14 protein-coding genes are annotated in these 20,949 nt (G+C 68.8%); 9 read left to right on the top strand and 5 right to left on the bottom strand.

Features of this window, described 5'->3' with window-relative positions; translation table 11 throughout:
- The first annotated feature begins 189 nt into the window (after nucleotides 1-189).
- From MF270_RS03250 to MF270_RS03240, 3 genes are all read left to right on the top strand, one after another.
- Entirely contained in the window at nucleotides 190-9,264 is a 9,075-nt protein-coding gene (locus MF270_RS03250) for a hypothetical protein (RefSeq protein WP_272490667.1), read from the top strand.
- 207 nt (nucleotides 9,265-9,471) lie between these two features.
- Nucleotides 9,472-10,806 carry a trigger factor gene (tig, locus tag MF270_RS03245; protein WP_238364819.1) on the top strand — a complete coding sequence of 445 codons (1,335 nt, stop codon included), beginning with the start codon at nucleotides 9,472-9,474 and terminating at the stop codon, nucleotides 10,804-10,806.
- A 274-nt stretch (nucleotides 10,807-11,080) separates the two neighbouring features.
- Nucleotides 11,081-11,422, top strand: coding sequence for a hypothetical protein (locus tag MF270_RS03240; protein ID WP_238364427.1), 342 nt, complete (start codon nucleotides 11,081-11,083; stop codon nucleotides 11,420-11,422).
- 193 nt (nucleotides 11,423-11,615) lie between these two features.
- Here MF270_RS03240 and rplI read toward each other — a convergent pair whose 3' ends face one another.
- The 3 genes from rplI to rpsF are packed head-to-tail and all read right to left on the bottom strand — an operon-like array spanning nucleotide 11,616 to nucleotide 12,839.
- A complete protein-coding gene (rplI, locus tag MF270_RS03235; protein ID WP_238364426.1) occupies nucleotides 11,616-12,221 on the bottom strand; it encodes a 50S ribosomal protein L9 in 606 nt (201 codons plus the stop codon).
- 12 nt (nucleotides 12,222-12,233) lie between these two features.
- A complete protein-coding gene (gene rpsR, locus MF270_RS03230; protein WP_238364425.1) occupies nucleotides 12,234-12,461 on the bottom strand; it encodes a 30S ribosomal protein S18 in 228 nt (75 codons plus the stop codon).
- 21 nt (nucleotides 12,462-12,482) lie between these two features.
- Nucleotides 12,483-12,839, bottom strand: a complete 357-nt coding sequence (gene rpsF, locus MF270_RS03225) for a 30S ribosomal protein S6 (RefSeq protein WP_238364424.1) — start codon at nucleotides 12,837-12,839, stop codon at nucleotides 12,483-12,485.
- A gap of 341 nt (nucleotides 12,840-13,180) precedes the next feature.
- Between rpsF and MF270_RS03220 the strand changes: the two genes are divergently transcribed.
- A complete protein-coding gene (locus tag MF270_RS03220; protein ID WP_238364423.1) occupies nucleotides 13,181-13,423 on the top strand; it encodes a hypothetical protein in 243 nt (80 codons plus the stop codon).
- 98 nt (nucleotides 13,424-13,521) lie between these two features.
- Here the strand turns inward: MF270_RS03220 and MF270_RS03215 are convergent, their stop codons facing one another.
- Nucleotides 13,522-14,706, bottom strand: coding sequence for a cytochrome b/b6 domain-containing protein (locus tag MF270_RS03215; protein WP_238364422.1), 1,185 nt, complete (start codon nucleotides 14,704-14,706; stop codon nucleotides 13,522-13,524).
- A gap of 81 nt (nucleotides 14,707-14,787) precedes the next feature.
- Between MF270_RS03215 and fabD the strand changes: the two genes are divergently transcribed.
- The 4 genes from fabD to rarD all read left to right on the top strand — a co-directional run bounded on the left by fabD (nucleotide 14,788) and on the right by rarD (nucleotide 18,070).
- Nucleotides 14,788-15,726, top strand: a complete 939-nt coding sequence (gene fabD, locus MF270_RS03210) for an ACP S-malonyltransferase (protein WP_238364421.1) — start codon at nucleotides 14,788-14,790, stop codon at nucleotides 15,724-15,726.
- A 29-nt stretch (nucleotides 15,727-15,755) separates the two neighbouring features.
- Nucleotides 15,756-16,493: a 3-oxoacyl-ACP reductase FabG gene (gene fabG / locus MF270_RS03205; RefSeq protein WP_238364420.1), complete on the top strand. Its 738-nt coding sequence runs from the start codon at nucleotides 15,756-15,758 to the stop codon at nucleotides 16,491-16,493.
- A gap of 224 nt (nucleotides 16,494-16,717) precedes the next feature.
- A complete protein-coding gene (locus MF270_RS03200) occupies nucleotides 16,718-16,951 on the top strand; it encodes an acyl carrier protein (protein ID WP_238364419.1) in 234 nt (77 codons plus the stop codon).
- A gap of 207 nt (nucleotides 16,952-17,158) precedes the next feature.
- A complete protein-coding gene (gene rarD, locus MF270_RS03195; protein ID WP_238364418.1) occupies nucleotides 17,159-18,070 on the top strand; it encodes an EamA family transporter RarD in 912 nt (303 codons plus the stop codon).
- On the opposite strand, the gene MF270_RS03190 is transcribed toward rarD, so the two are convergent.
- A complete protein-coding gene (locus MF270_RS03190; protein WP_238364417.1) occupies nucleotides 18,013-18,564 on the bottom strand; it encodes an LOG family protein in 552 nt (183 codons plus the stop codon). The genes rarD and MF270_RS03190 overlap by 58 nt on opposite strands.
- Before the next feature lie 134 nt (nucleotides 18,565-18,698).
- On the opposite strand from MF270_RS03190, the gene MF270_RS28125 reads away from it, so the two are divergent.
- Nucleotides 18,699-20,948: a LysM peptidoglycan-binding domain-containing protein gene (locus tag MF270_RS28125; protein ID WP_272490666.1), complete on the top strand. Its 2,250-nt coding sequence runs from the start codon at nucleotides 18,699-18,701 to the stop codon at nucleotides 20,946-20,948.
- Nucleotide 20,949 lies beyond the last annotated feature (1 nt).

The following is a 20,949-nucleotide window of genomic DNA, read 5'->3' as shown; positions in this document are numbered from 1 at the left end:
CAAGTGGCTGCAGAACCGCCTGAAAGCGGGGCCGGAAAGGCGATTTCGGCCAGATTACCCTTGCGACACCGGCCGTCCGACTGTTTTGTGAGAACCATGCATTAATAAGTGTCGTTTCGCACTCCGGGGCGGCGTTTTCAGATGACGCATTCGTGATCGGTGCGTTCGATTTTCCTTGGGGGGAACACCATGGCCATTCATTCCACGTCGCTGTCATTTGAAACCAGTGGCCAGTCGCTTTGGTCGCCGGGCTCGGCCTACAGCTTCAGCATCGACACCGGGGACTCGCTGATCTTTTCGACCAGCGGCGCCACGGACGTGACCTTTGACCTGCTGGGCAACGGCTTTACGGGCGAGGCCTATCTCGATCTGCAGATCGGGCTCTTCGCCTATGCCACGCTGGGTACGACCGGCGGGCTGGACGCGACCTTCGACCTCGAGGTGAACCCGGTCATGCCGGGCGGCCTGCTGATCGAGACGCGCAACGCCGAGGGCCAGCTGGTCAACGCCGCCCCGTCGGGCACCTTCAGCCTCGATTTCTCGGATTACCGCCTCGTTGCCTCCACGCTCGAGACCGAGGGCTTCTCGAGCTCGGCGGCGGCGGGGCTCGACTTTGTGCTCGGGCTCGAGGCGGGGCTGCGCAACGCCGAGTATTTCTACTGGGGTGGGGGCGACACGCTGCCCGACCTCACGCTGCTCGACATCGACTGGACCGGCGACGATGCGATTCCGCTGATCACGATCGAAGCCGCCCAGCCCGAGCTGGAACTCGAGCTGAACAAGTACATCACCATCAGCGCCCGGATGCCCACCGGCGCCGATACCGACAGCCAGGTGACCTACGGCATCGGCGATGCACCGACGATCACCGCCAGCGGCGCGTCGGACACCCGCTTCATCGAGCTGTCGGTCGACCTGGACGAGCTCCTGGTGCAGTTCGCCGGCAAGTTGCCGGGCGTCGGCGCGGTGATCAAGGGCCTGGGCGAGACGGTCTTTGCCGAGCACGAGTTCGACCTGGCCGATTATGTGCCGCTGATCCCGCGCGACAAGCTGGTGGTCAAGGCCACCGCGCTCGACATCTCGGCCAATACCGGCATCGTCATCACCGAAAAGAGCCAGCTGGATTTCGGCGGCGGCACGACCGATCCGCGGGTGCAGGTCACGCTGGTCTCGGACAACGGCACGCCGGATTTCGGCGCCGATGACCAGACCGAGGTGATCTGGCTGGGCGAAGAGGCGACCTTTCTGCGGCCGGTCCACGTGCAGGGCGCCACCGGCGCCTCGGCCGTGCCGGACCTGGGCGACATCACGGTCAGCGCGACCTACACGCTGCCCGAGGTGACGCTGGACCATGACGTGGGCTTCGGGCTGAACTCGGTCTTCGAGATATCTGCGCTGCAGGCCGAGCTGACGGGCGGCTGGGTGCCGTCGCGGCTGCAGGTCTCGTTCGGGCCGCTGCTGTCGCTCGAGCTGCCGGACGGCGGGTTCACCTTCGATCTCTTCTCGCTCGACCTCGATCCGTTCCGACTGCAGGACGGGGCCTTCAACACGATCAGCGACGAATACGAGATCTTCTTCACCACCGAGCTGGCGCCGGACCAGACCACCGAGACGGACCTCGAGGCCGAGAACGCCCGCCAGGCGATCATCGACTACCGCCTGGAACGGGCCGCCAACGTGGCCGAGGCCGTCAGCGCCTTTGGCGACCTGATCGACGGCCATACGCAATTCGCCATCGGCCCGGGGGCCGACAATTTGCTTCAGACCGTGGCGGGCAATGCCAATGTCTTTGCCGTCTGGGACGGGTTCCAGGATTCGCTGATCACCCGGACCCGGGGGGCCGAGGATTTCTACGTGGTCAAACCGCTGACCGCGCAGGAGGACAACGGCCGGATCTTTGTCCGCATCGGCACCTCGGGGCCGGAAAGCGCGGGCCACGGCTTTGACATGTCCGATCACGAGGTCATGCTGAACGCGCTGGACAGCGGCAGCGGTCTGGTCAGCTACGGGTTCACCCGCGGCCCGCTGGACGAAAATGTGCTGTCCAGCACGCAGGGGGTCGACGTGATCGGCGGCAACCAGGGCGACCTGGTCCTCTGGTTCGACAATGGCGGCGACACGCCGGTGCTGCTGGACGGCGCCGGACAGGGCGTGGTGGCCGGGCAATACGACCGGCTGCTGGCCAATTTCGCGGCCCACCACGCCGACGTGCCGATCCTGCTGGACCTCGTCGAGATGCAGGTCACCGGTACCGGCGCCACGGTGGGCCCGGGCACGCTGGACCTGACCCTGCGCGGGATCGAGGCGCTGACGCTGCGCACCGGCGACGCGGATGACTTCATCGTCGGCTACCTGCACCCCGATTTCATCGACACCGGCGCGGGCCACGATTTCGTCGTGCTGCCGGGCGACAATTCAAATGACACGGTGGCCCTGCGCGCAGGCGACGACGTGATCCAGGTCGAGATCATCGGCGGCGGCGGCGCGGACCTGATCAACGGCGGCACCGGCTACGACCAGGCGACGCTGATCTCGGACCCGGCCGGGCAGGGGCTGCGCGTCGACGTGGTGGTCGAGGGGATCACCGCCTCGACCGGCGGCGATGGCTTTGGCGTAGGCTCGGCCGTCGCGGACCTGGTGACGCTCTCGACCCAGTACATGGCGGGCGTGGTCTTTGGCTCGCTCACCTCCCAGCTCGACCGAACGGGCCTCAGCGACACTGACCACCATGCAGACCTTGTCCGCTACCTGCTCAGCGACGGCTCGGGCGGTGTCAGCGTGGTCAACCTCAATTCCTCGCTCGAGAATATCTCGGTCATCGGGTCGGATGTCGCGGGCGACGCGGTGCTCTACACCGGCGGCGCCTATTACGAAGGCGGGGCGGGCACGCTGGACACGTTGATCGCCAATTTCGACTATTTCGAAGAGATGGTCGGCGCCACCGGCGGGGTGGTGCTGGACGGGATGGGCGACGATGGCTCGGGCCTTGGCATGCGCTACGGATCGAGCTTCATCCGCGGCTTCGAGAAGCTGGTGGTCGAGGGCACACAACATGCCGACAACATCTCGGGCGGGATCTATTCCGATTACATCCGCGGCGGCGCGGGCAATGACAACCTCTACGGCGGCGACGACGCGGTCGGCGACCAGCTGATCGGCGACCACGGGCGCGACGTCTTCTACTGGTTCGACAACGGCGCCGACATGATGACGGGCGGGTCGCTGGACGCGCCCGAATCGCTGGATTTCCGCGACATGCTGATCGTCGGGCCGGGCACGGGGACGACCGGCGGCACCACGGGCGGGCTGGCCTGGGCCTTTCTGGCCAATCTCGGCGCGCTGGGCGGCGGCGGGCGCAGCCTGCGCGGCGGCCTCGGCATTCTCGACGCGGGGGCCGACCTTGCGGACATCCTGGCCGGCACCGCGCTGGCGCGCGAGAGCGACGATGTCACGGCGCTGGGCTTTGGCGTGACCGATATCGGCGACATGCTGGCCTTCCGCGGAATCGAGACGGTCAACATCACCGCCACGGACGCGGCCGACGACCTCGTCTTCTTCAACGGCGGCGCCTTCTACGACGCGGGCGAAAGCGCCAACGACCAGGACGTCTTTGCCGCCGATTTCAGCGCCCAGGTGCAGGGCATCGACCTGCGGCTCGAACGCGACGAGACGACTCCGATCCGGCTGGCCAACGGCGTCACCCTGGCGGGGATGGACCGGCTGGTGCTGACCGCGGGCTCGGGCAACGACGTGATCCACGGCAACTGGCTGGACGATTACATCGACGGCGGGCGCGGCGTCGACCGGCTGTTCGGCGGCGAGGGCGACGACATCCTGCTGGGCGGCGCCGGCAACGACGTGGTCTACTGGATGGCCGACGGCTTCGACCTGGCCGATGGCGGCGAGGATGACGACCGCCTGATCATCACCGGCGCCACGCCCGAGGGCACCACGCGCGAGCTGGGGATCTGGCTGAACCGCGGCAGCGGGCCTGAGTTCCGCCAGACCGGCGCGGACCTGAGCATGCTGGGCCTCGCCACGCTATTGCAGTCGCTCGGCCTCGCCACGACGACCGAGTACACCGCCGGGCTGCTCGAGGGCGAATCCCTGTCGAAGCTCATCGTGCTGGACTACGCGAATTTCGAACTGGTCGACGTGATCGGCTCGGATGCCTCGAGCGACCTCGTGGTCTTTGACGGCGGCTCGCTCTACTGGGGCGGCACGGGGGCGGCGACCGACCTCTTCGTCGCCGATTTCTCGACCACCGCCGCGGCGTTGCTGATCGATGCGGGCTTTGAAAGCAGCCCGGTCGAGTTCAGCCAGGACGACCTGGCCAACCCGGGCGGGACCGGGTTCGCGGACACATACGACATCGGCAACGGCACCTATATCGGCGCGTTCGAACGATTTGGCCTGCAGATGGGCAGCGGCGCGGACACGGTGATCGGGGGCGCCCTGGCCGATTACATCGACGGCGGCGACGGCAACGACCTGCTGGAAAGCGGCGGCAACGGCACGGCCGAGCGCGAGACGATCCTGGGCGGGGCGGGCGACGACACCCTGGCCTGGGACGGCGGCGCGGCGCTGCTCGACGGCGGCGCGGGCACCGGCGACAAGGTGGTCTGGACGGCCGCGCCGGGCGCGATCAGCCTTGGGATCGGCGACGAATTCAACGTGTTCGCGACCTATGGCACCGCCGACCTGGCCAGCTTTTCCGACATGCAGCAACTGGTGGCCGACCTCGGGTTCTTCCCGGTCAGCCACTATACCTTCGACGGCGGCGGCACCAATGACCTGACCATCACCGGGGCCGAGCGCATGGCCGCCCGCGGATCGGACAGCTTTACCGGCGACGTGCTGATCGCGATGGAGGACCGTTCCCAGCTGTTCGGCCTGGCGGGCGACGACGTGCTGATCTCGGGCACCGGGGACGACCTGCTGGTCGGCGGGCAGGACTACGACCGCTACGTCTTTTTCGGCAGCTTCGGCTTCGACCAGGTCTTCGGCGAAAAGGGTGGCGGCGGCGCGCTCTACTTCCTCGACCTGGCGTTCTCGGACCTTTTCTTTTCCGAGTTCGAGGGCGACCTGGTCATCGACACGCCGGGCGGCACGGTCTTCGTGGCCGATTACTGGACCCATGGCGGACTCGACTTCACGCTGTTCACCACGGATTTCACCGGCGGGACCGGCGTGCCGACCGATACGCCCGGCGCGACCCCGCCCAGCGGCAACATCGTTTTTGGCACGGATGGCGACGACACCGGCCTGGCCGGCTCGTTCGGGAACGACACGATCACCGGCGGCGCGGGCAATGACGAGCTGCTGGGCAGCCCGGGCGCCGACGTCTTCGACGGCGGGCGCGGCGTGGACGTGGTCAACTACGCGCACCTCGACGAAAGCATCTCGGTCGACCTCAGCGTCTACCGCGGCTTCTCGGGCTCCTCGGCCGACAAGGACAGCTTTGCCAATATCGAAGGGATCATCGCCGGGCGCCGCGCGGCCTCGATCGTCGGGGACGGCAATGACAACTTCCTCGCCGGCTCGCCCGAGGGCGATCTTCTCGACGGACGGGACGGCGAAGACATGCTGGTCGGCGAGGAAGGGGACGACACCATCGGCGGCGGTCGCGGCAACGACCTGCTGTTCGGGGACGAAGGCGACGACACGCTCTTCGGCCAGCGGGACGACGATTACCTCTCGGGCGGCGACGGCGCGGATTCGCTCGAGGGCGAGGACGGCGACGATACGCTGGCCGGCGGTCGCGGCAACGACACCCTGCGCGGCGGCGACGGGGCCGACGTGCTGTTCTACGGCGGCGAGGACACGCCCGGCAGCACCGGCCTGCCGGCCGACGGGCTCGACACGCTGGACGGCGGGCTGGGCGCCGACCTGGTGGACATGACCCTGCTGCACGTGGCGATTGACGTGGTGCTGAGCAAGAACGCCGTCTTTGCCTATGACGGCACGGTGGCGGGGACGGGCAGCGGCACCCTCGCCGCCACGCTGATCGACGTCGAAGAGGCGCGGGGCAGCGCCCTTGACGACCGGCTGGACGGCAACCTGGGCGACAACTACCTCGATGGCTACGCGGGGGACGACACCTTCTTCGGGGCCTCGGGCGGCACCGACACGCTGTTCGGCGACGATGGCCTGGACCTTGTCGATTACAGCGGCCTGCCGTCCAAGGTGGCCGTGGTGCTGGACCTGTCGGACCCGCTGCCGACGGTCAGCGGCCCCGGGTTCACCGATCACCTGGTCGAGATCGAGCAGGTCATCGGCAGCGGCGACAGCGACTTCATCGCCGGGGACGGGGCCGACAACCTGTTCCGCGGCGGGCAGCTGAACGACACGCTGCTGGGCCGCGCCGGCGACGACTACCTCGACGGTGGCGCCGGGCTGGACCAGATCGCCGGCGGCGACGGCTACGACATCTACTCGGTCGAGGACGGCGCCTCGGGCGTCTTCATCGACATGGCGATGAACCTCTACGAGGACGGGCACGGCAATGCCGAGACCCCGACCGGGATCGAGGGGATCCGCGGCACGTCCCATGACGACACGATCACCGGCAACACCGCCGGCAACATGATCATGGGCGGCGAGGGCGACGATTCCATCCGCGGCGACGGCGGGGCCGACCAGTTGTTCGGCGAGGGTGGCAACGACACGCTCGTGGCCGGCGTGCCGATGAGCGTGCTGGTCAAGCCCGAGAGCGACCAGAACGACGCCTTTGCCGATGCGCCGCTGCTGAACGGCCTGCTGTCGCTGGACGCTCAGGCGCGGCGTGATGCGCCGCTGTCGACGACGCAGGTGCCCACGGTGACCATCTTCGGCACCACCAGCGGGGTGGTCGACCGCTACCGCATCGACTTGATGCCCTCGCAGGTGGACACCCAGGTGATCACGGTCGACATCGATGCCACGCCGCCGGATTTCTTTACCTGGATCAAGATCGTGGACGAGGCGGGGACGGTCCATGCCGAGGATCGGGGCCTGTTCGTCACCGACCCCGGGTCGACCAACAACCTTGACGCGCAGGTGACCCTGACGCGCCCGGTGAACTTCGCAGGCGTGGTGACCTACTACATCGAGGTGCACACCTGGGACTTCGCCACCGACGGGCCGGTGACGCCCGATGCCGGGCTGACCTACACGATGCATGTCTCGGTCGATGCGCCCGAGCAGATCACCCCTGCACCGCCGCCGGGCGAAGGCTCGTTCCTTTATGGCGGTGACGGCGATGACGAACTGATCGGCTCGTTCGGGGCCGACCAGCTTATCGGCGGGGCCGACAACGACCTGCTCGAAGGCATCTCGGGCGATGACCAGCTTTACGGTAACGACGGCATCGACATCCTGCGGGGCGGGGCCGGCAACGACCTGGTCATCGGCGGCGACGGCGACGACCTGCTGCTTAGCGGCGGTTCGGGCCGCGACACGGTCGAAGGGGGCCTCGGCAACGACTTCATCGAGGACCACGGCGATGACGGGTTCGCGGGCAGCGACCTGGTCAAGGCCGGCGCGGGCGACGACACCTATATCGGCCTCGGCGGCGACGACACGGTCGACGGGGGCGATGGCAGCGACTACATCCTCATCGATGCCGGCAGCGGCGCCGACCTGATCGACGGCGGCTCCCAGGCCGACACGATCCTGTCGGGCGACGGCAACGACACGGTGGCCGGAGGCAACGGGCGCGACCTCGTGCTGCTGGGATCGGGCGATGACCTCTTCACGGACGAAGATCAGGACGGCCCGTTCGGCGGCGACACCGTGCAGGGCAACAGCGGGGCCGACACGATCATCGGCCTCGGCGGCAACGACAGTTTCGAGGGCGGCTTCGGCTTCGACGAGATCTCGGGCGGCAATGACGACGACATGCTGCACGGCAACCAGGGCAACGACACCGTGGACGGCGGGGCCGGCAACGACCTGATCTTCGGCGGCATCGGTGACGACAGCCTCCTGGGCGGATCGCAGGGCGACACGATCGAAGGCGGCGACGGCGCCGACACGGTGGATGGCGGCGACGGCCGCGACGTGGTGACGCTTGGCGCCGGGAACGACCTGTTCCGCGACACGCCGCAAGAAGGCGGCAATGGCGCCGATCTGGTCAGCGGCGAAGACGGCAACGACACGCTGCTGGGCGACGGCGGCGAGGACACGCTGTCGGGCGGCGCCGACGATGACGTGATCGCGGGCGGGGCCGGCAACGACCTGCTGTCGGGCGACGCGGGCTTCGATGTGATCGAGGGCGGCGCCGGCAACGACACGATCGACGGCGGCGCCCAGGCCGACACGATCATTGGCGACGACAACGACGACCATGTGACCGGCGGCTTCGGCGCCGACACGGTGCGCCTCGGCGCCGGGCAGGACGTCTTTGTCGACAGTGCCCAGACCGGGCCCAACGGCGCGGACCTGGTGTTCGGAGGCAGCGGCAACGACCTGATCCAGGGCAACCTGGGCAACGACACCTACGTGGGCGGAAACGGGCTCGACACGATCCTCGGCGGCAGCGACAACGACTCTATCGTCGGCGGAAGAGGGGCCGACAGCATCGAGGCCGGTGCGGGCAATGACACGGTCGCGGGCGGCAACGGCACGGACCTCGTGGACCTTGGCGAGGGAGACGATCTCTTCATCGACACGGCCCAGCAGGATCCCTTCGGCAACGACACGGTGCTGGGCGGCGAAGGCGCCGACACGATCCTCGGCGAGGGCGGCAACGACTCGCTCGACGGCGGGGCGGGCGCGGACTCGATCACCGGCGGCCAGGGGGCCGACACGCTTCGCGGCGGTTCCCAGACCGACACGATCGAGGCCGGCGACGGCGCGGACCTGGTCGAGGGCGGCCTGGGCCTGGACGTGGCGCTGCTGGGGCGCGGCGCCGACACCTGGATCGACGATGCGCAATCCGGACCCTTCGGCGCGGACGAAATCGACGGCGGCGAAGGAGACGACACGATCCACCTCTTCGGGGGCGATGACACGGCGACCGGCGGGGAAGGGGCCGACACCTTCGTGCTGCAAAGCACGATCGATCACGACCGGATCACCGATTTCGAGCTGGGCCTCGACACGCTGATGATCGACGCCGGGCTCTGGAGCGGCGCGCTCACCCAGGCGCGGCTCGATGCGCTGACGACCTCTGGGCCGGGCAGCACGCTCGAGCTGACCTTCGACACCGGCGACACGCTGGTGCTGGACGGGCTGGTCTCGAACGCGGGGTTGCTGGACGACATCGTCTTGTCGCCGCTCTGAGAGGGGCCGGGCGATCCTTGCGCGCGACCCGCCCGGCACCGGGCCGGGCGGGTCGCCACCCGGCCCGATCCGATGCCGCGTCGCGGCGCGAAATGCCGCCCATCGCCCCTGTTTTATGGGTTGAACACGCCGCGCCCGCCCCTTAGAAGAGCGCAAATTTCCACGAGGCCGCCACCGGGCGGCCTTGTCACTCATGCGAGGATGTCCATGCAAGTCACCGAGACCCTGAACGAAGGCCTGAAGCGCGGCTATTCGATCCACCTGTCCGCCGCCGAGCTGGACGAGAAGGTCAACGAAAAGCTCGCCGAGGCGCAGCCCGAGGTCGAGATGAAGGGCTTCCGCAAGGGCAAGGTCCCGATGGCGCTGCTGAAAAAGCAGTTCGGCCCCCGGGTCCTGGGCGAAGCGATGCAGGAAGCCATCGACGGCGCCATGAACAAGCATTTCGAGGACAGCGGCGACCGCCCGGCGCTTCAGCCCGACGTCAAGATGGTCGATGGCGAAAGCTGGAAAGAGGGTGACGATGTCACCGTCGAGATGTCCTACGAGGCGCTGCCCGCCGTGCCCGAGGTCGACCTGACCTCGATCACGCTGGAAAAGCTGGTCGTGAAGGCCGATGACGCCGCCGTCGACGAGGCGCTGGCGCAACTGGCCGAGAATGCGCAGGACTTCAAGGACCGCAAGAAGGGCAGCAAGGCCAAGGACGGCGATCAGGTCGTGATCGACTTCGTCGGCAAGCTGGACGGCGAGCCTTTCGATGGCGGCTCGGCCGAGGAGTATCCACTGGTGCTGGGATCGGGTTCGTTCATCCCCGGCTTCGAAGAGCAGCTGGTCGGCGTGAAGGCCGAGGAAGAGAAGACCGTCGAGGTCACCTTCCCCGAGGAATACGGCGCAGAGCACCTGGCCGGCAAGGCCGTGGTCTTTGACGTGACCGTCAAGGGCGTGAAAGAGCCCGTGGCGGCCGAGATCGACGACGAGCTGGCCAAGAAGTTCGGCGCCGAGGACCTGGACGCGCTGAAGGGCCAGATCCGTGAGCGGCTCGAGGCCGAATACGCCGGTGCCGCCCGCCAGGTGCTCAAGCGCGCCCTGCTGGACGTGCTGGACGAGAAGGTGAGCTTCGAGCTGCCGCCGAGCCTGGTCGAGGCCGAGGCCAAGCAGATCGCCCACCAGCTCTACCACGAAGAGCACCCCGAGGATCACGGCCATAACCATGGCGAGATCGAGACCACGGAGGAGCACACCAAGCTGGCCGAGCGTCGCGTGAAGCTGGGCCTCCTGCTGGCCGAGCTGGGCCAGAAAGCCGAGGTCGAGGTGACCGACGCCGAGATGACCCAGGCGATCATGCAGCAGGCGCGGCAGTACCCGGGCCAGGAACGCCAGTTCTTCGAGTTCATCCAGCAGAACGTGCAGATGCAGCAGCAACTGCGCGCGCCGATCTTCGAGGACAAGGTCGTCGACCACATCGTCGAGAACGCCCAGGTGACCGAGAAGGAGATCTCGAAAGACGATCTCCAGGCCGCCGTGGAAGCGCTCGACGAAGAGTGATCTTCGGGTCTTCGGACCTCTGGACTGTCAGAACGCCGCGCGGAGACGATCCGCGCGGCGTTCTTCGTTGGGAAGCGTGATCCAGGTGTGTGCCCGGTGGGCACGCAGGATCAGCGCCTGCGGCGCCAGTTGGGGGGCGCTGCCCCCCGTCACCTTCGGTGACTCCCCCCGAGGTATTTGGAAAACGATGAAGGCAGGGGGCAGGAGCCTTGAAGAGCGGCTTGTCCTAGACTCTACTGGCAGGCATGGTTTGGCCATGTTGCGATGCTGTGCCATGATCTTTGCGCTTACCGCGCCGCTTGGCGCCCAGGAACCCCTGCCCACCCCGTTGCCGCGCGCGCTGAGCGGCGACACGGTTCTGGTCGATGGCAAGGTGATCCGGCTGGAGGGCCGTCACTGTCCGAACATCCGATCCGAGGAAGGGCTGGAGGCCAAGCGCCTCGTCACCGCCATGCTGACGGCCCGCCACGTCGAATGCTTCTACCGCCAGGAGCCGGACGGCAGCTATGTCGGCGATTGCCGGGTTTCGGGTTCTCCGCTCTCTCTGGTGCGCGGGAACTCCGTCGCGCAGGCCCTGGCCAAGCGTCATCTCTGTGACCGCTACGGTCGCAGCTAGACGCCCCTGTCTTCATTGTTTTGAAAATACCTCGGGGGGAGTCACCGAAGGTGACGGGGGGCAGCGCCCCCCAACCGGCGCCGCAGGCGCTGATCCTGCGTGCCCACCGGGCACACAACTGGATCACGCCGGATGCAAAAAGGCCGCGCAGCCAAAGGGATGCGCGGCCTTCCTGTAGGTCGTGACGAAGAGCTTACTGCTCTTCCGGGGTCTCCACGAGGCCCGAATCGTCGTCGTCCGACGCCGCGCCGCCGATGTCGTCGAACAGCTCGGCGATCTCGAAATCGGCGGCGGCTTCTTCTTCCGCGGCCAGTTCCTGGATCGACTTGCCCGACGCCTGCAGCTCGGCCTCTTCGGGCGAGCGGGCGACGTTCAGCGTCACGGTGACCATGACCTCGGGGTGCAGGTGCACCTCGACGTCGTGCAGGCCCAGTTCCTTGATGGGCGCGCGGATGATGACCTGCTTGCGGTCGAGCGAGAAGCCCTCGGCCGTGGCCACGTCGGCGACGTCACGGGTGGTGACCGAGCCGTAGAGGCTGCCGCCGTCCGATGCCTGGCGAATCACGACGAACTGCTGGCCATCCAGCTTGTCGCCGAGCGCTTCGGCTTCCTTGCGGCTTTCCAGGTTGCGGGCTTCCAGCTGCGCCTTCTGCGCTTCGAAAGCATCGATGTTGGCCTGGCTGGCGGTCAGCGCCTTGCCCTGCAGCAGCAGGTAGTTGCGCGCATAGCCGGCCTTGACGTCGACGACATCGCCCATCTGGCCCAGCTTGGCCACGCGTTCGAGAAGGATAACTTGCATGTGCTTCGCTCCTTACTTCACGGCGTAGGGCAGCAGGGCGAGGAAGCGGGCGCGCTTGATGGCGCGGGCCAGCTCACGCTGCTTCTTTGCCGAGACGGCGGTGATGCGCGAGGGGACGATCTTGCCGCGTTCGCTGATGTAGCGCTGCAGCAGCTTGGTGTCCTTGTAGTCGATGGCGGGCGCGTTCTCACCAGAGAACGGGCAGACCTTGCGACGGCGGAAAAACGGTTTTGCAGCCATGGTTTAGCTCCTTCTCGGCGATCAGTTGCGGCGTTCGCGGCGGGGTTCCCGCTCGTCGCGCTTCTGCATCTGGACCGAGGGGCCCTCGGCGTGCTCGTCGACCTTGATGGTCAGGACGCGCATGACGTCGTCATGCAGGCGCATCAGGCGCTCCATCTCCTGCACGGCGGCCGAGGGCGCGTCCGAACGCAGGAAGGCATAGTGGCCCTTGCGGTTCTTGTTGATCTTGTAGGCCATCGTCTTGACGCCCCAGTACTCGCTGTCGATGACCTTGCCACCGTTGTCCGACAGGACCGTCGAGAAATGCTCGACGAGGCCTTCGGCCTGTGCGTTGGACAGGTCCTGACGCGAGATGAAAACATGCTCATAGAACGGCATGTCTGCTCCACTTCTATCAAGGCGCATTTCATAGGGCGGGGATCGTTCTTTCCGCCTCCCGCCCACGAGAGTCTGCGCGGGTTACATATCGTGCCGCGGAAAGAGGCCGCCCTATGCCACGGATCGCGCCCCCGCGCAAGGGCCGTGGCAGGGCGGCGGCGGGCGGGGCCGGATTCAACCCCGGCGGGGCTTTGCGCCATCCGGCTTCACCTCAGGACTGACTCGGAATGGTCCGCGTGTTACCGCGCGCCTGCCCCATTCCTGCCCGGTTGCCTCGGCACATTCGGGTCAGACCACAGGACACGGAGCGCCGAAAGGCCCCGACCACCAGGAGCGACCAGATGAGCAACGCAGCCGATTTCATGGACCTGTCCACGACCCACCGGGCGCCCGCCGGCTCGAATACCGTGTTTCGTGCCGTGTCCTCCCTTTTCGGCGCCGCGCTGTTGCTGGCCGCCCTTGGCCTCTGGCTGGTGCCCGGCTCGAGCTGGAGCGCCGAGCTGCTGCTGATCAAGCTCTCCATGACCGCCCTCTTCGGGCTGGGCGGGCTGAGCTTCGTGCAGGCCGGCCGCCTGCGCCGCTGACATTCAAGACCCGATCCCTTCGGTAAACTTGGCCGTCGCATCAATCGCGACGGCCTTTTTCCGTTGGCGGCCGGGCTGCCCCGCTTTGCCTGCGCGGCCTAGCCGTCGCGCCGCGTCGCGGTCAGCGACACGCGCACCCGCACCTCGAAGCCCAGCTGCCCCGGCTGGTCCAGCCCGGGCGCGATGTCGAATTGCCGCCGGTCCAGCACCAGCGTGCCCTCGGCCCGGGCGGTCTGGCCGGTGCGGGTCAGCTGGAAGGGCAGCGACACCCGCCGCTGCACGCCCTTGAGCGTCAAGAGGCCGACCGCCGCGTAGCCATCGGCGACGCGCAGCAGGTCCGCCTCGAACAGCGCCTCGGGATGGCGCTGGGTGTCCAGGAAATCCGGCCCCAGCGCCTGGGCGGTCAGCGCGCCGAGGTCCAGCGTGTTGGTGTCGATCCGGATCGTGGCCTGGCCGGCCAGCCCATGGAACACCTCGGGATCAAAGCGGATATCGGCGCGGAACCGGGCAAAGCGGCCCTGGATCGGCTGGCCGAACTGGGTGATGACCAGGCCGATGGTGCCGTCCTGCACTTGCCATTCGCTGCGCGGCATGGCGATCTCGGGCTGCATCGGCGCGCTGACGTCGCGCAGGATGCCGATCTGGCCGGCCACGCCCAGAGTCAGCGTCAGCGCCGAGATCACCGCCGTCACCGGCAGCAGCCGCGTATAGCGGCGCGCATGGCCGGGCCGAGGCGTGCCGCGAGTAATGCCGGCCATCACCCCGTCGCGCCGCGCGCCATGCCAAAGCGCGGCCGCAACGTGGCCCGCCAGCACGGCCCAGAGCAGCCAGTTCAGCAGCGGGTGCAGGCGCAGCGCCAGTTGCAGCGCCAGCGGCTGCGTCTCGGGCAGGGGCAGCAGCCGGTCGAGCCCCAGCCACAGCGGCGCGGCCGAGGTCGGCGCGCCGTGGATGAACAGCCCGCTCACCGGGATCAGCACCGTGAGCACCAGCAGCAGCCCCTGCGCCATCTCGGCACCAAGCTGGGCAAAGGGATTGCGGGATGGCAGCAGGGGGCGTTTCTGCACCGCGTGCAGCAGCAGCCGCACGACACCCAGCACCAGCAGCAGCAGGCCCAGCGTCTTGTGCGCCGACAGCACCGCCAGCCGGGTGTCCATCGCAGCGCTGTTGACCGGGTCGCGCCCGATCAGCCCCAGCGGGATCAGCACGGCGATCAGCGCGGCGATGGCCCAGTGCAGCGCGCGCGTGACCTGTCCGTGGCGAGTCTCGTCGTTCCAGGTCTGCATGGCGCGGCGCGGGCTCCTGTCGGTTGCGCGGGGCTTGCGCCTTCTGTAATGGGACCGGACAGGCAAAGGGAAGGGGCAAGCATGGCCAGAGCATTCGTATTTCCGGGGCAGGGCGCCCAGACCATCGGCATGGGTCGCGACCTGGCCGAGGCCTATCCGGCCGCGCGCGCCGTCTTTGACGAGGTGGACGAGGCCCTGGGCGAAAAGCTCTCGACCCTGATCTGGGAAGGCGCGGCCGAGTCCCTGACGCTGACTCAGAATGCGCAGCCGGCGCTGATGGCCACGTCCCTTGCCGCGATGAAGGCGCTCGAGGCCGAGGGCGTCACCATCGACGCCGCGACCTACGTCGCCGGGCATTCGCTGGGCGAATATTCCGCGCTGGCCGCGGCCGGGGCGCTCAGCATCGGCGACACCGCGCGCCTGCTGCGCACCCGCGGTGCGGCGATGCAGGCGGCCGTGCCGGTGGGCGTCGGCGCCATGGCCGCCCTGCTGGGCCTCGACTTTGCGACCGCGACCGAGGTCGCGGCCGAGGCGGCGCAAGGCGAGGTCTGCCAAGCCGCCAATGACAATGACCCGGCCCAGGTCGTGGTCTCGGGCCACAAGGCCGCCGTCGAACGCGCGGTCGAGATCGCCAAGGGCAAGGGCGCCAAGCGCGCGCTGCTGCTGCCGGTGTCGGCTCCGTTCCACTGCGCGCTGATGCAGCCCGCCGCCGACGTGATGGCCGAGGCGCTGGCGGGCGTCGCGATCAAGGCCCCCGCCGTGCCGCTGGTCGCCAACGTCCGCGCCGAGGCGGTGACCGACCCCGACACCATCCGCGCGCTGCTGGTCGAGCAGGTGACCGGGTCGGTCCGCTGGCGCGAAAGCGTCCTCTGGATGGCCGGGCAGGGCGTGACCGAGTGCTGGGAGATCGGCGCGGGCAAGGCCCTGTCGGGCATGATCCGCCGGATTGAGAAATCCATCGCCTGCCGCGCCATCGGCGCGCCGGCCGACGTGACCGAAGCCAAGGCCAGCCTCGGCTGAGCCCCACTTGCTGACAAGGGAATGACGACATGTTCGATCTGACGGGAAAATGCGCGCTGGTCACCGGCGCGTCTGGTGGCATCGGCGGCGAGATCGCCAGGGCGCTGCATGCGGCGAGCGCAACCGTGGGCCTGTCGGGCACCCGCGAGGCGCCGCTGCAGGACCTGGCGGCGGAACTGGGCGAGCGGGCCCATGTGCTGCCCTGCAACCTTTCCGACCCCGAGGCCGTGGCCGCCCTGCCCAAGCAGGCGACCGAGGCGATGGGATCGCTCGACATCCTGGTGAACAACGCCGGGATCACCCGCGACAACCTCTTCATGCGGATGTCGGATGACGAGTGGCAGTCGGTGATCGACGTGAACCTGACGGTCACCTTCAAGCTGTGCAAGGGCGCGCTGCGCGGCATGATGAAATCGCGCTGGGGCCGGATCATCAACATCTCGTCCGTGGTGGGCGCGACCGGCAACCCCGGCCAGGGCAATTATGCAGCGGCCAAGGCGGGCATGGTCGGCATGTCCAAGTCGCTGGCCTACGAGGTGGCAAGCCGCAACATCACCGTCAACGCGGTGGCGCCGGGCTTCATCCAGACCGCGATGACCGACAAGCTGACCGACGACCAGAAATCGGCGATCCTGACGCAGATCCCCACGGGCCGCATGGGCACACCGGAAGAGATCGCGGCGGCCGTGCTGTACCTGGCCAGCCCCGAGGCGGCCTATGTCACGGGCACCACCTTGCACGTCAACGGCGGCATGGCCATGTTGTGAGAAACCGCCGCAAAGGCACCTTTGACAAAGCGTTTGCCTTGCCAGATTGATGTGCTATAGCCGCTGCGAAAGGCCGGGGGCGGGAAACTGCCCGCGCCCTGTTGGCCCGGGCCATTGTCCGGGCGCTGTACGAGACGCCCCGCAGGGGTGAACGAGGGAAGCCAAGCCTGCCTGGCGACGGCGAAACAGGGCCCCAAGGGTCCGTGGAACATGAGGAAAGAGATATGAGCGACGTCGCAGATCGCGTGAAGAAGATCGTGGTTGAACACCTCGGTGTCGAAGAAGAGAAAGTGGTCGAAAGCGCCTCGTTCATCGATGACCTGGGCGCAGACAGCCTCGACACCGTCGAGCTGGTGATGGCCTTCGAAGAAGAGTTCGGCATCGAGATCCCGGACGACGCGGCCGAGACCATCCAGACCTTCGGCGATGCGGTCAAGTTCATCTCGGAAGCCGCCTGAGGCTTGACGCGATGACCGGCGCCGCGGCGTCCTTTTGCCCGCGCGCCGTGTCCGGCCTGCCCCTGGCGGCAGGCACAGATTTGAACCCCCCGGCCGGAAACGGCGGGGGGTTTTCCGTTTGGCAGGGCGGGGCGTGATCCGGATGTGCGCCTGCGGCGCGCAGGGTGTCTCGACCCCGGCCGGGGGCCGGGGCCTCGGGGACGGGGCATGACGGAGGCGCGACACGGATTGCTGGCCGTGACGGCGGCCGCCGCCGCCTGGGGCGTGGCGCCGCTGTTCTTCAAGCTGCTGGCCCATGTGCCGCCGTTCGAACTGGTGGCCCATCGCGTGATCTGGTCGGCGGTCATCTTCTGCGTCGTGGTGGTCGTGCAGGGGCGGCTCTCTGCCCTGCGGGCCTTGCTGCGCGGCCGGGCGGGCCTGCGGACCCTGGCGCTGGCGGCGGCGTTGATGGCGGTCAACTGGACGCTCTTCATCTGGGCGGTGTTCAACGGGCGGGCGACCGAGGCGTCGCTGGGCTATTTTATCTACCCGCTGTTGAACGTGGTCCTCGGCGTCGTCGTCTTTGGCGAGCGGTTGCGGCCGGTGCAATGGGCCGCGGTGCTGCTGGTGGCCCTGGCCGTCGGCGTGTTGACCCTTGGGCTGGGCGCCGTGCCCTGGGTGGCGCTGACCCTGGCGGGATCCTTCGCGGCCTATACCCTGGTCAAGAAGCGGCTGGACGCCGGCCCGGTGCTGAGCGTCACGGCCGAGACCGTTCTGATGATGCCACTGGCGCTGGCCTACCTGGCCTGGGTCGCGCGGGGCGATGCTTCGGGCGTCACCGGGGCCAAGGATGCTGCGCTGCTGCTGCTTGCCGGCGTCGTCACCGCCACGCCGCTGATCTTCATGTCCTACGGGGTGCGCCGGGCGCCGCTGTCGACCGCGGGCCTGGTCTTTTACCTCAACCCGTCGCTGCAATTCCTGCTGGCGCTCCTGGTCTTCCGCGAACCGGTCGGGATCTGGCACGCCATCGCCTTCCCGATGATCTGGGCGGCGCTGGCGCTGTACTCCGTCTCGGCCCTGCGTCAGGACAGGGCGGCGCGCAGGCGCGCCTCGAGCGTCGCGACGTCCGGAATGCTTTGAACGAGGGTCAGCAGGGACGGGTCGGCAAAGCCCTGGGCGACCACGTGATCCAGCAGCGCGACCAGCGGCTGCCAGTAGCCGGCGGTATCGAGCAGCAGGATCGGCTTGGCGTGCAGGTCAAGCTGCGCCCAGGTCAGCACCTCGAAGAATTCGTCCAGCGACCCGGCCCCGCCCGGCAGCACCACCAGCGCGTCCGAGTTCATGAACATGACCTTCTTGCGCTCGTGCATGGTCTCGGTCACCACGTAGGTGGTCAGGTCGCTCTTGCCGACCTCCCAGCGCACGAGGTGATCGGGGATCACGCCGAAGGTCTCGGCCCCGGCCGCCTGCGCGCTGCGCGCCACCGTGCCCATCAGTCCCACGTCCCCCGCGCCGTAGACCAGCCGCCAGTGGTTGACGGCCAGCATGGCGCCCACCGCCTCGGCGGCCTGGGCATAGGCCGGGTCGGTCCCGGTGCGGGAGCCGCAGAAGATGCAGACGGACGGGATGGGCATGGCGGGGCCTTTCAAGTCGGGCGGGCTGCGCAGGCTGCGGCAACGCATGGCTTTGACCCGTGATAGCCTTGTTGTTATGAACGCTCAACGCGGTTTGCGAAGGTGCGGGGCAATGGCCCTGCCGAAGGGGGATGATGAGCGGAACGGGCGGATTTCCCGGTGGAACCGGGGGGGCGGTGTTCCTGGCCGCAGTGGTGGCCAGCGTGGTGGGCTACGGGCTTTACACCAACGGGGTGATCGGGCCGTCGCCGCTGCCGGACGCGGCACCGGATATGCCGGCCGTGTCCGTCGCCCAGCCCGCCGCGCCGACCGAGCCGGCGCCCGACTCGCCCGACAGCGCCGGCGCGGTGCAGCCCGGGACGGAGGAGGGGGCCGTGGCGGCCGAGGCCCCGCCAGAGGGTGAGCCGGAGCCCGCACCCGGGACCGCCGAGGCGCAAGCCCTGCCCATCCCCAGCGTCGACCAGTACATCGTCGAGCCCGACGGCATCACCTATGTCGCCGGTCGGGGCGGCGTGCCGGGGGCGGCCGTGCGTCTTCTGGTCGATGGCGCGCCCCTGGCGGGGGCCGAGGACAAGGTGCAGGGCGATGGGCTGTTCGTGGTCTTCGGCCGGGTGCCGATGGGCGACAGGCCGTTCCTGCTGAGCCTGCAGATGCAGCTGGGCGACCAGGTGGTGTTGGCCGAGGAAGAGATGATCGTTTCGCCCGTCTTGCTGGCCGATGCGGCGCCGGACGAACCGGCGACCGGGCCGGACGACGCGGCGCCTGCTGGGGGAGAGGGGGCCGAGACTGCAGCTGCCGAGACTGCGCCTGCTGAAACCGCACCCACCGAGACCGTACCCGCTGAAACCGCACCCACCGAGACCGCGCAGGCAGGCGACAGCGCTTCGCCCGAGGGTGTGTCCGCCGAGACCGCGCAGGCAGGCGACAGCGCTTCGTCCGATGGTGCGACCGCCGAGACCGCGCAGGCAGGCGACCGCGCTTCGCCCGAGGGTGCGACCGCCGAGACCGCGCAGGCAGGTGACGGCGCCTCGCCCGAGGATACGACCGCCGAGACCGCGCAGGCAGGCGACAGCGCCGCGCCCGAGCGTGCGTCCGCCGAGACCGCGCAGGCAGGCGACAGCGCTTCGCCCGAGGATGCGACCGCCGAGACCGCGCGGGCAGGTGACGGCGCCTCGCCCGAGGGTGCGTCCGAAGGGGCCACGGCCGAACCGGTGATCGCGACGGCCTCCGGCGCTGCTGCGGCGCAGCCCGAGCAAACGCCCGGGACCGCGACCAGCGACGCATCCGAAAGCGGGCCCTCCGCGCCCATGGAGCCGTCCGGGACGGCGCAGACCGAGATTGCCGCGCCCAGCCCGAGCGGGGCCGACGCCTCCGGGCCGGCCACCGGGCAAGCCGACGCCCTGGCCGAGGCCGACGCCGCAGATCCTACCGGGACCGGGACTCAGACACCCGCGGCCGAGGGGTCGGTGGAGACGACTGTAACCGAAGGGCCCGGGGAGACGACCGCGGCCGAAGGGTCGGTGGAGACGACTGCAACCGAAGGGTCGGTGGAGACTCCCACGGCCGAAGGGCCGGTGGAAACTGCCGCGACGCCTGTCGATGCGTCGTCGGACCCGGACGCCTCTGCCAGCACGACCGCAGAGAGCGCAGCGGCCCCCGTCGCCCCGACCGAGCCCCCCGCGACAGCGGCCGCCCCGGCCAGCCCGCAGCCCGAGGCCACCACCGAGGTCGCCGCCGCCACCCAGGCCGCCGACGAGGGCGCCAGCCCCGCCCGGCCCGCCGATGCCGGGGCCGGAACGGAACCCGGTGCGCCCGCCGCACCCACCGTCATGATCGCCGACCGCGACGGCGTCCGCGTCGTGCAGGGCCCGGGCGACCGGCCCGAGGCGCAGCAATCGGTGGCGCTCGACTCGATCTCCTACGACGACGCGGGCGAGGTGAGCCTGGCGGGCCGCGCCCGTGCGGGCGGCTTCGTGCGCATCTACCTCGACAACCGCCCCGTCACCACGGGCCGGATCGACCCGGCCGGGAACTGGCGCGTGGACCTGCCGCAGGTCGATACCGGCATCTACACGCTGCGCATCGACGAGGTGGACGAAGCCGGCGCCGTGACCAGCCGGGTCGAGACGCCGTTCAAGCGCGAATCCCGCGCCGCGCTGGCCGCCGCCGATGCCGAGGCATCGGGCCCCGTGCCTGTACGCGCGGTCACCGTGCAGAAGGGCAACACGCTTTGGGCCATTGCACGGGACCGCTACGGCGAGGGCATCCTCTACGTGCGGGTGTTCGAGGCGAACCGCGACCGCATCCGCGATCCCGACCTGATCTACCCGGGCCAGGTCTTTACCATCCCCGACGGCCCCGAGGCGCAGCCGGCCCAGCCGTGAC

It is taken from the genome of Mesobacterium pallidum (assembly GCF_019966535.1).
In the GTDB taxonomy this organism is placed as follows: domain Bacteria; phylum Pseudomonadota; class Alphaproteobacteria; order Rhodobacterales; family Rhodobacteraceae; genus Mesobacterium; species Mesobacterium pallidum.
Note: the sequence above shows the minus strand (reverse complement) of the source record. Positions and strands in the feature narration are given on the sequence as shown.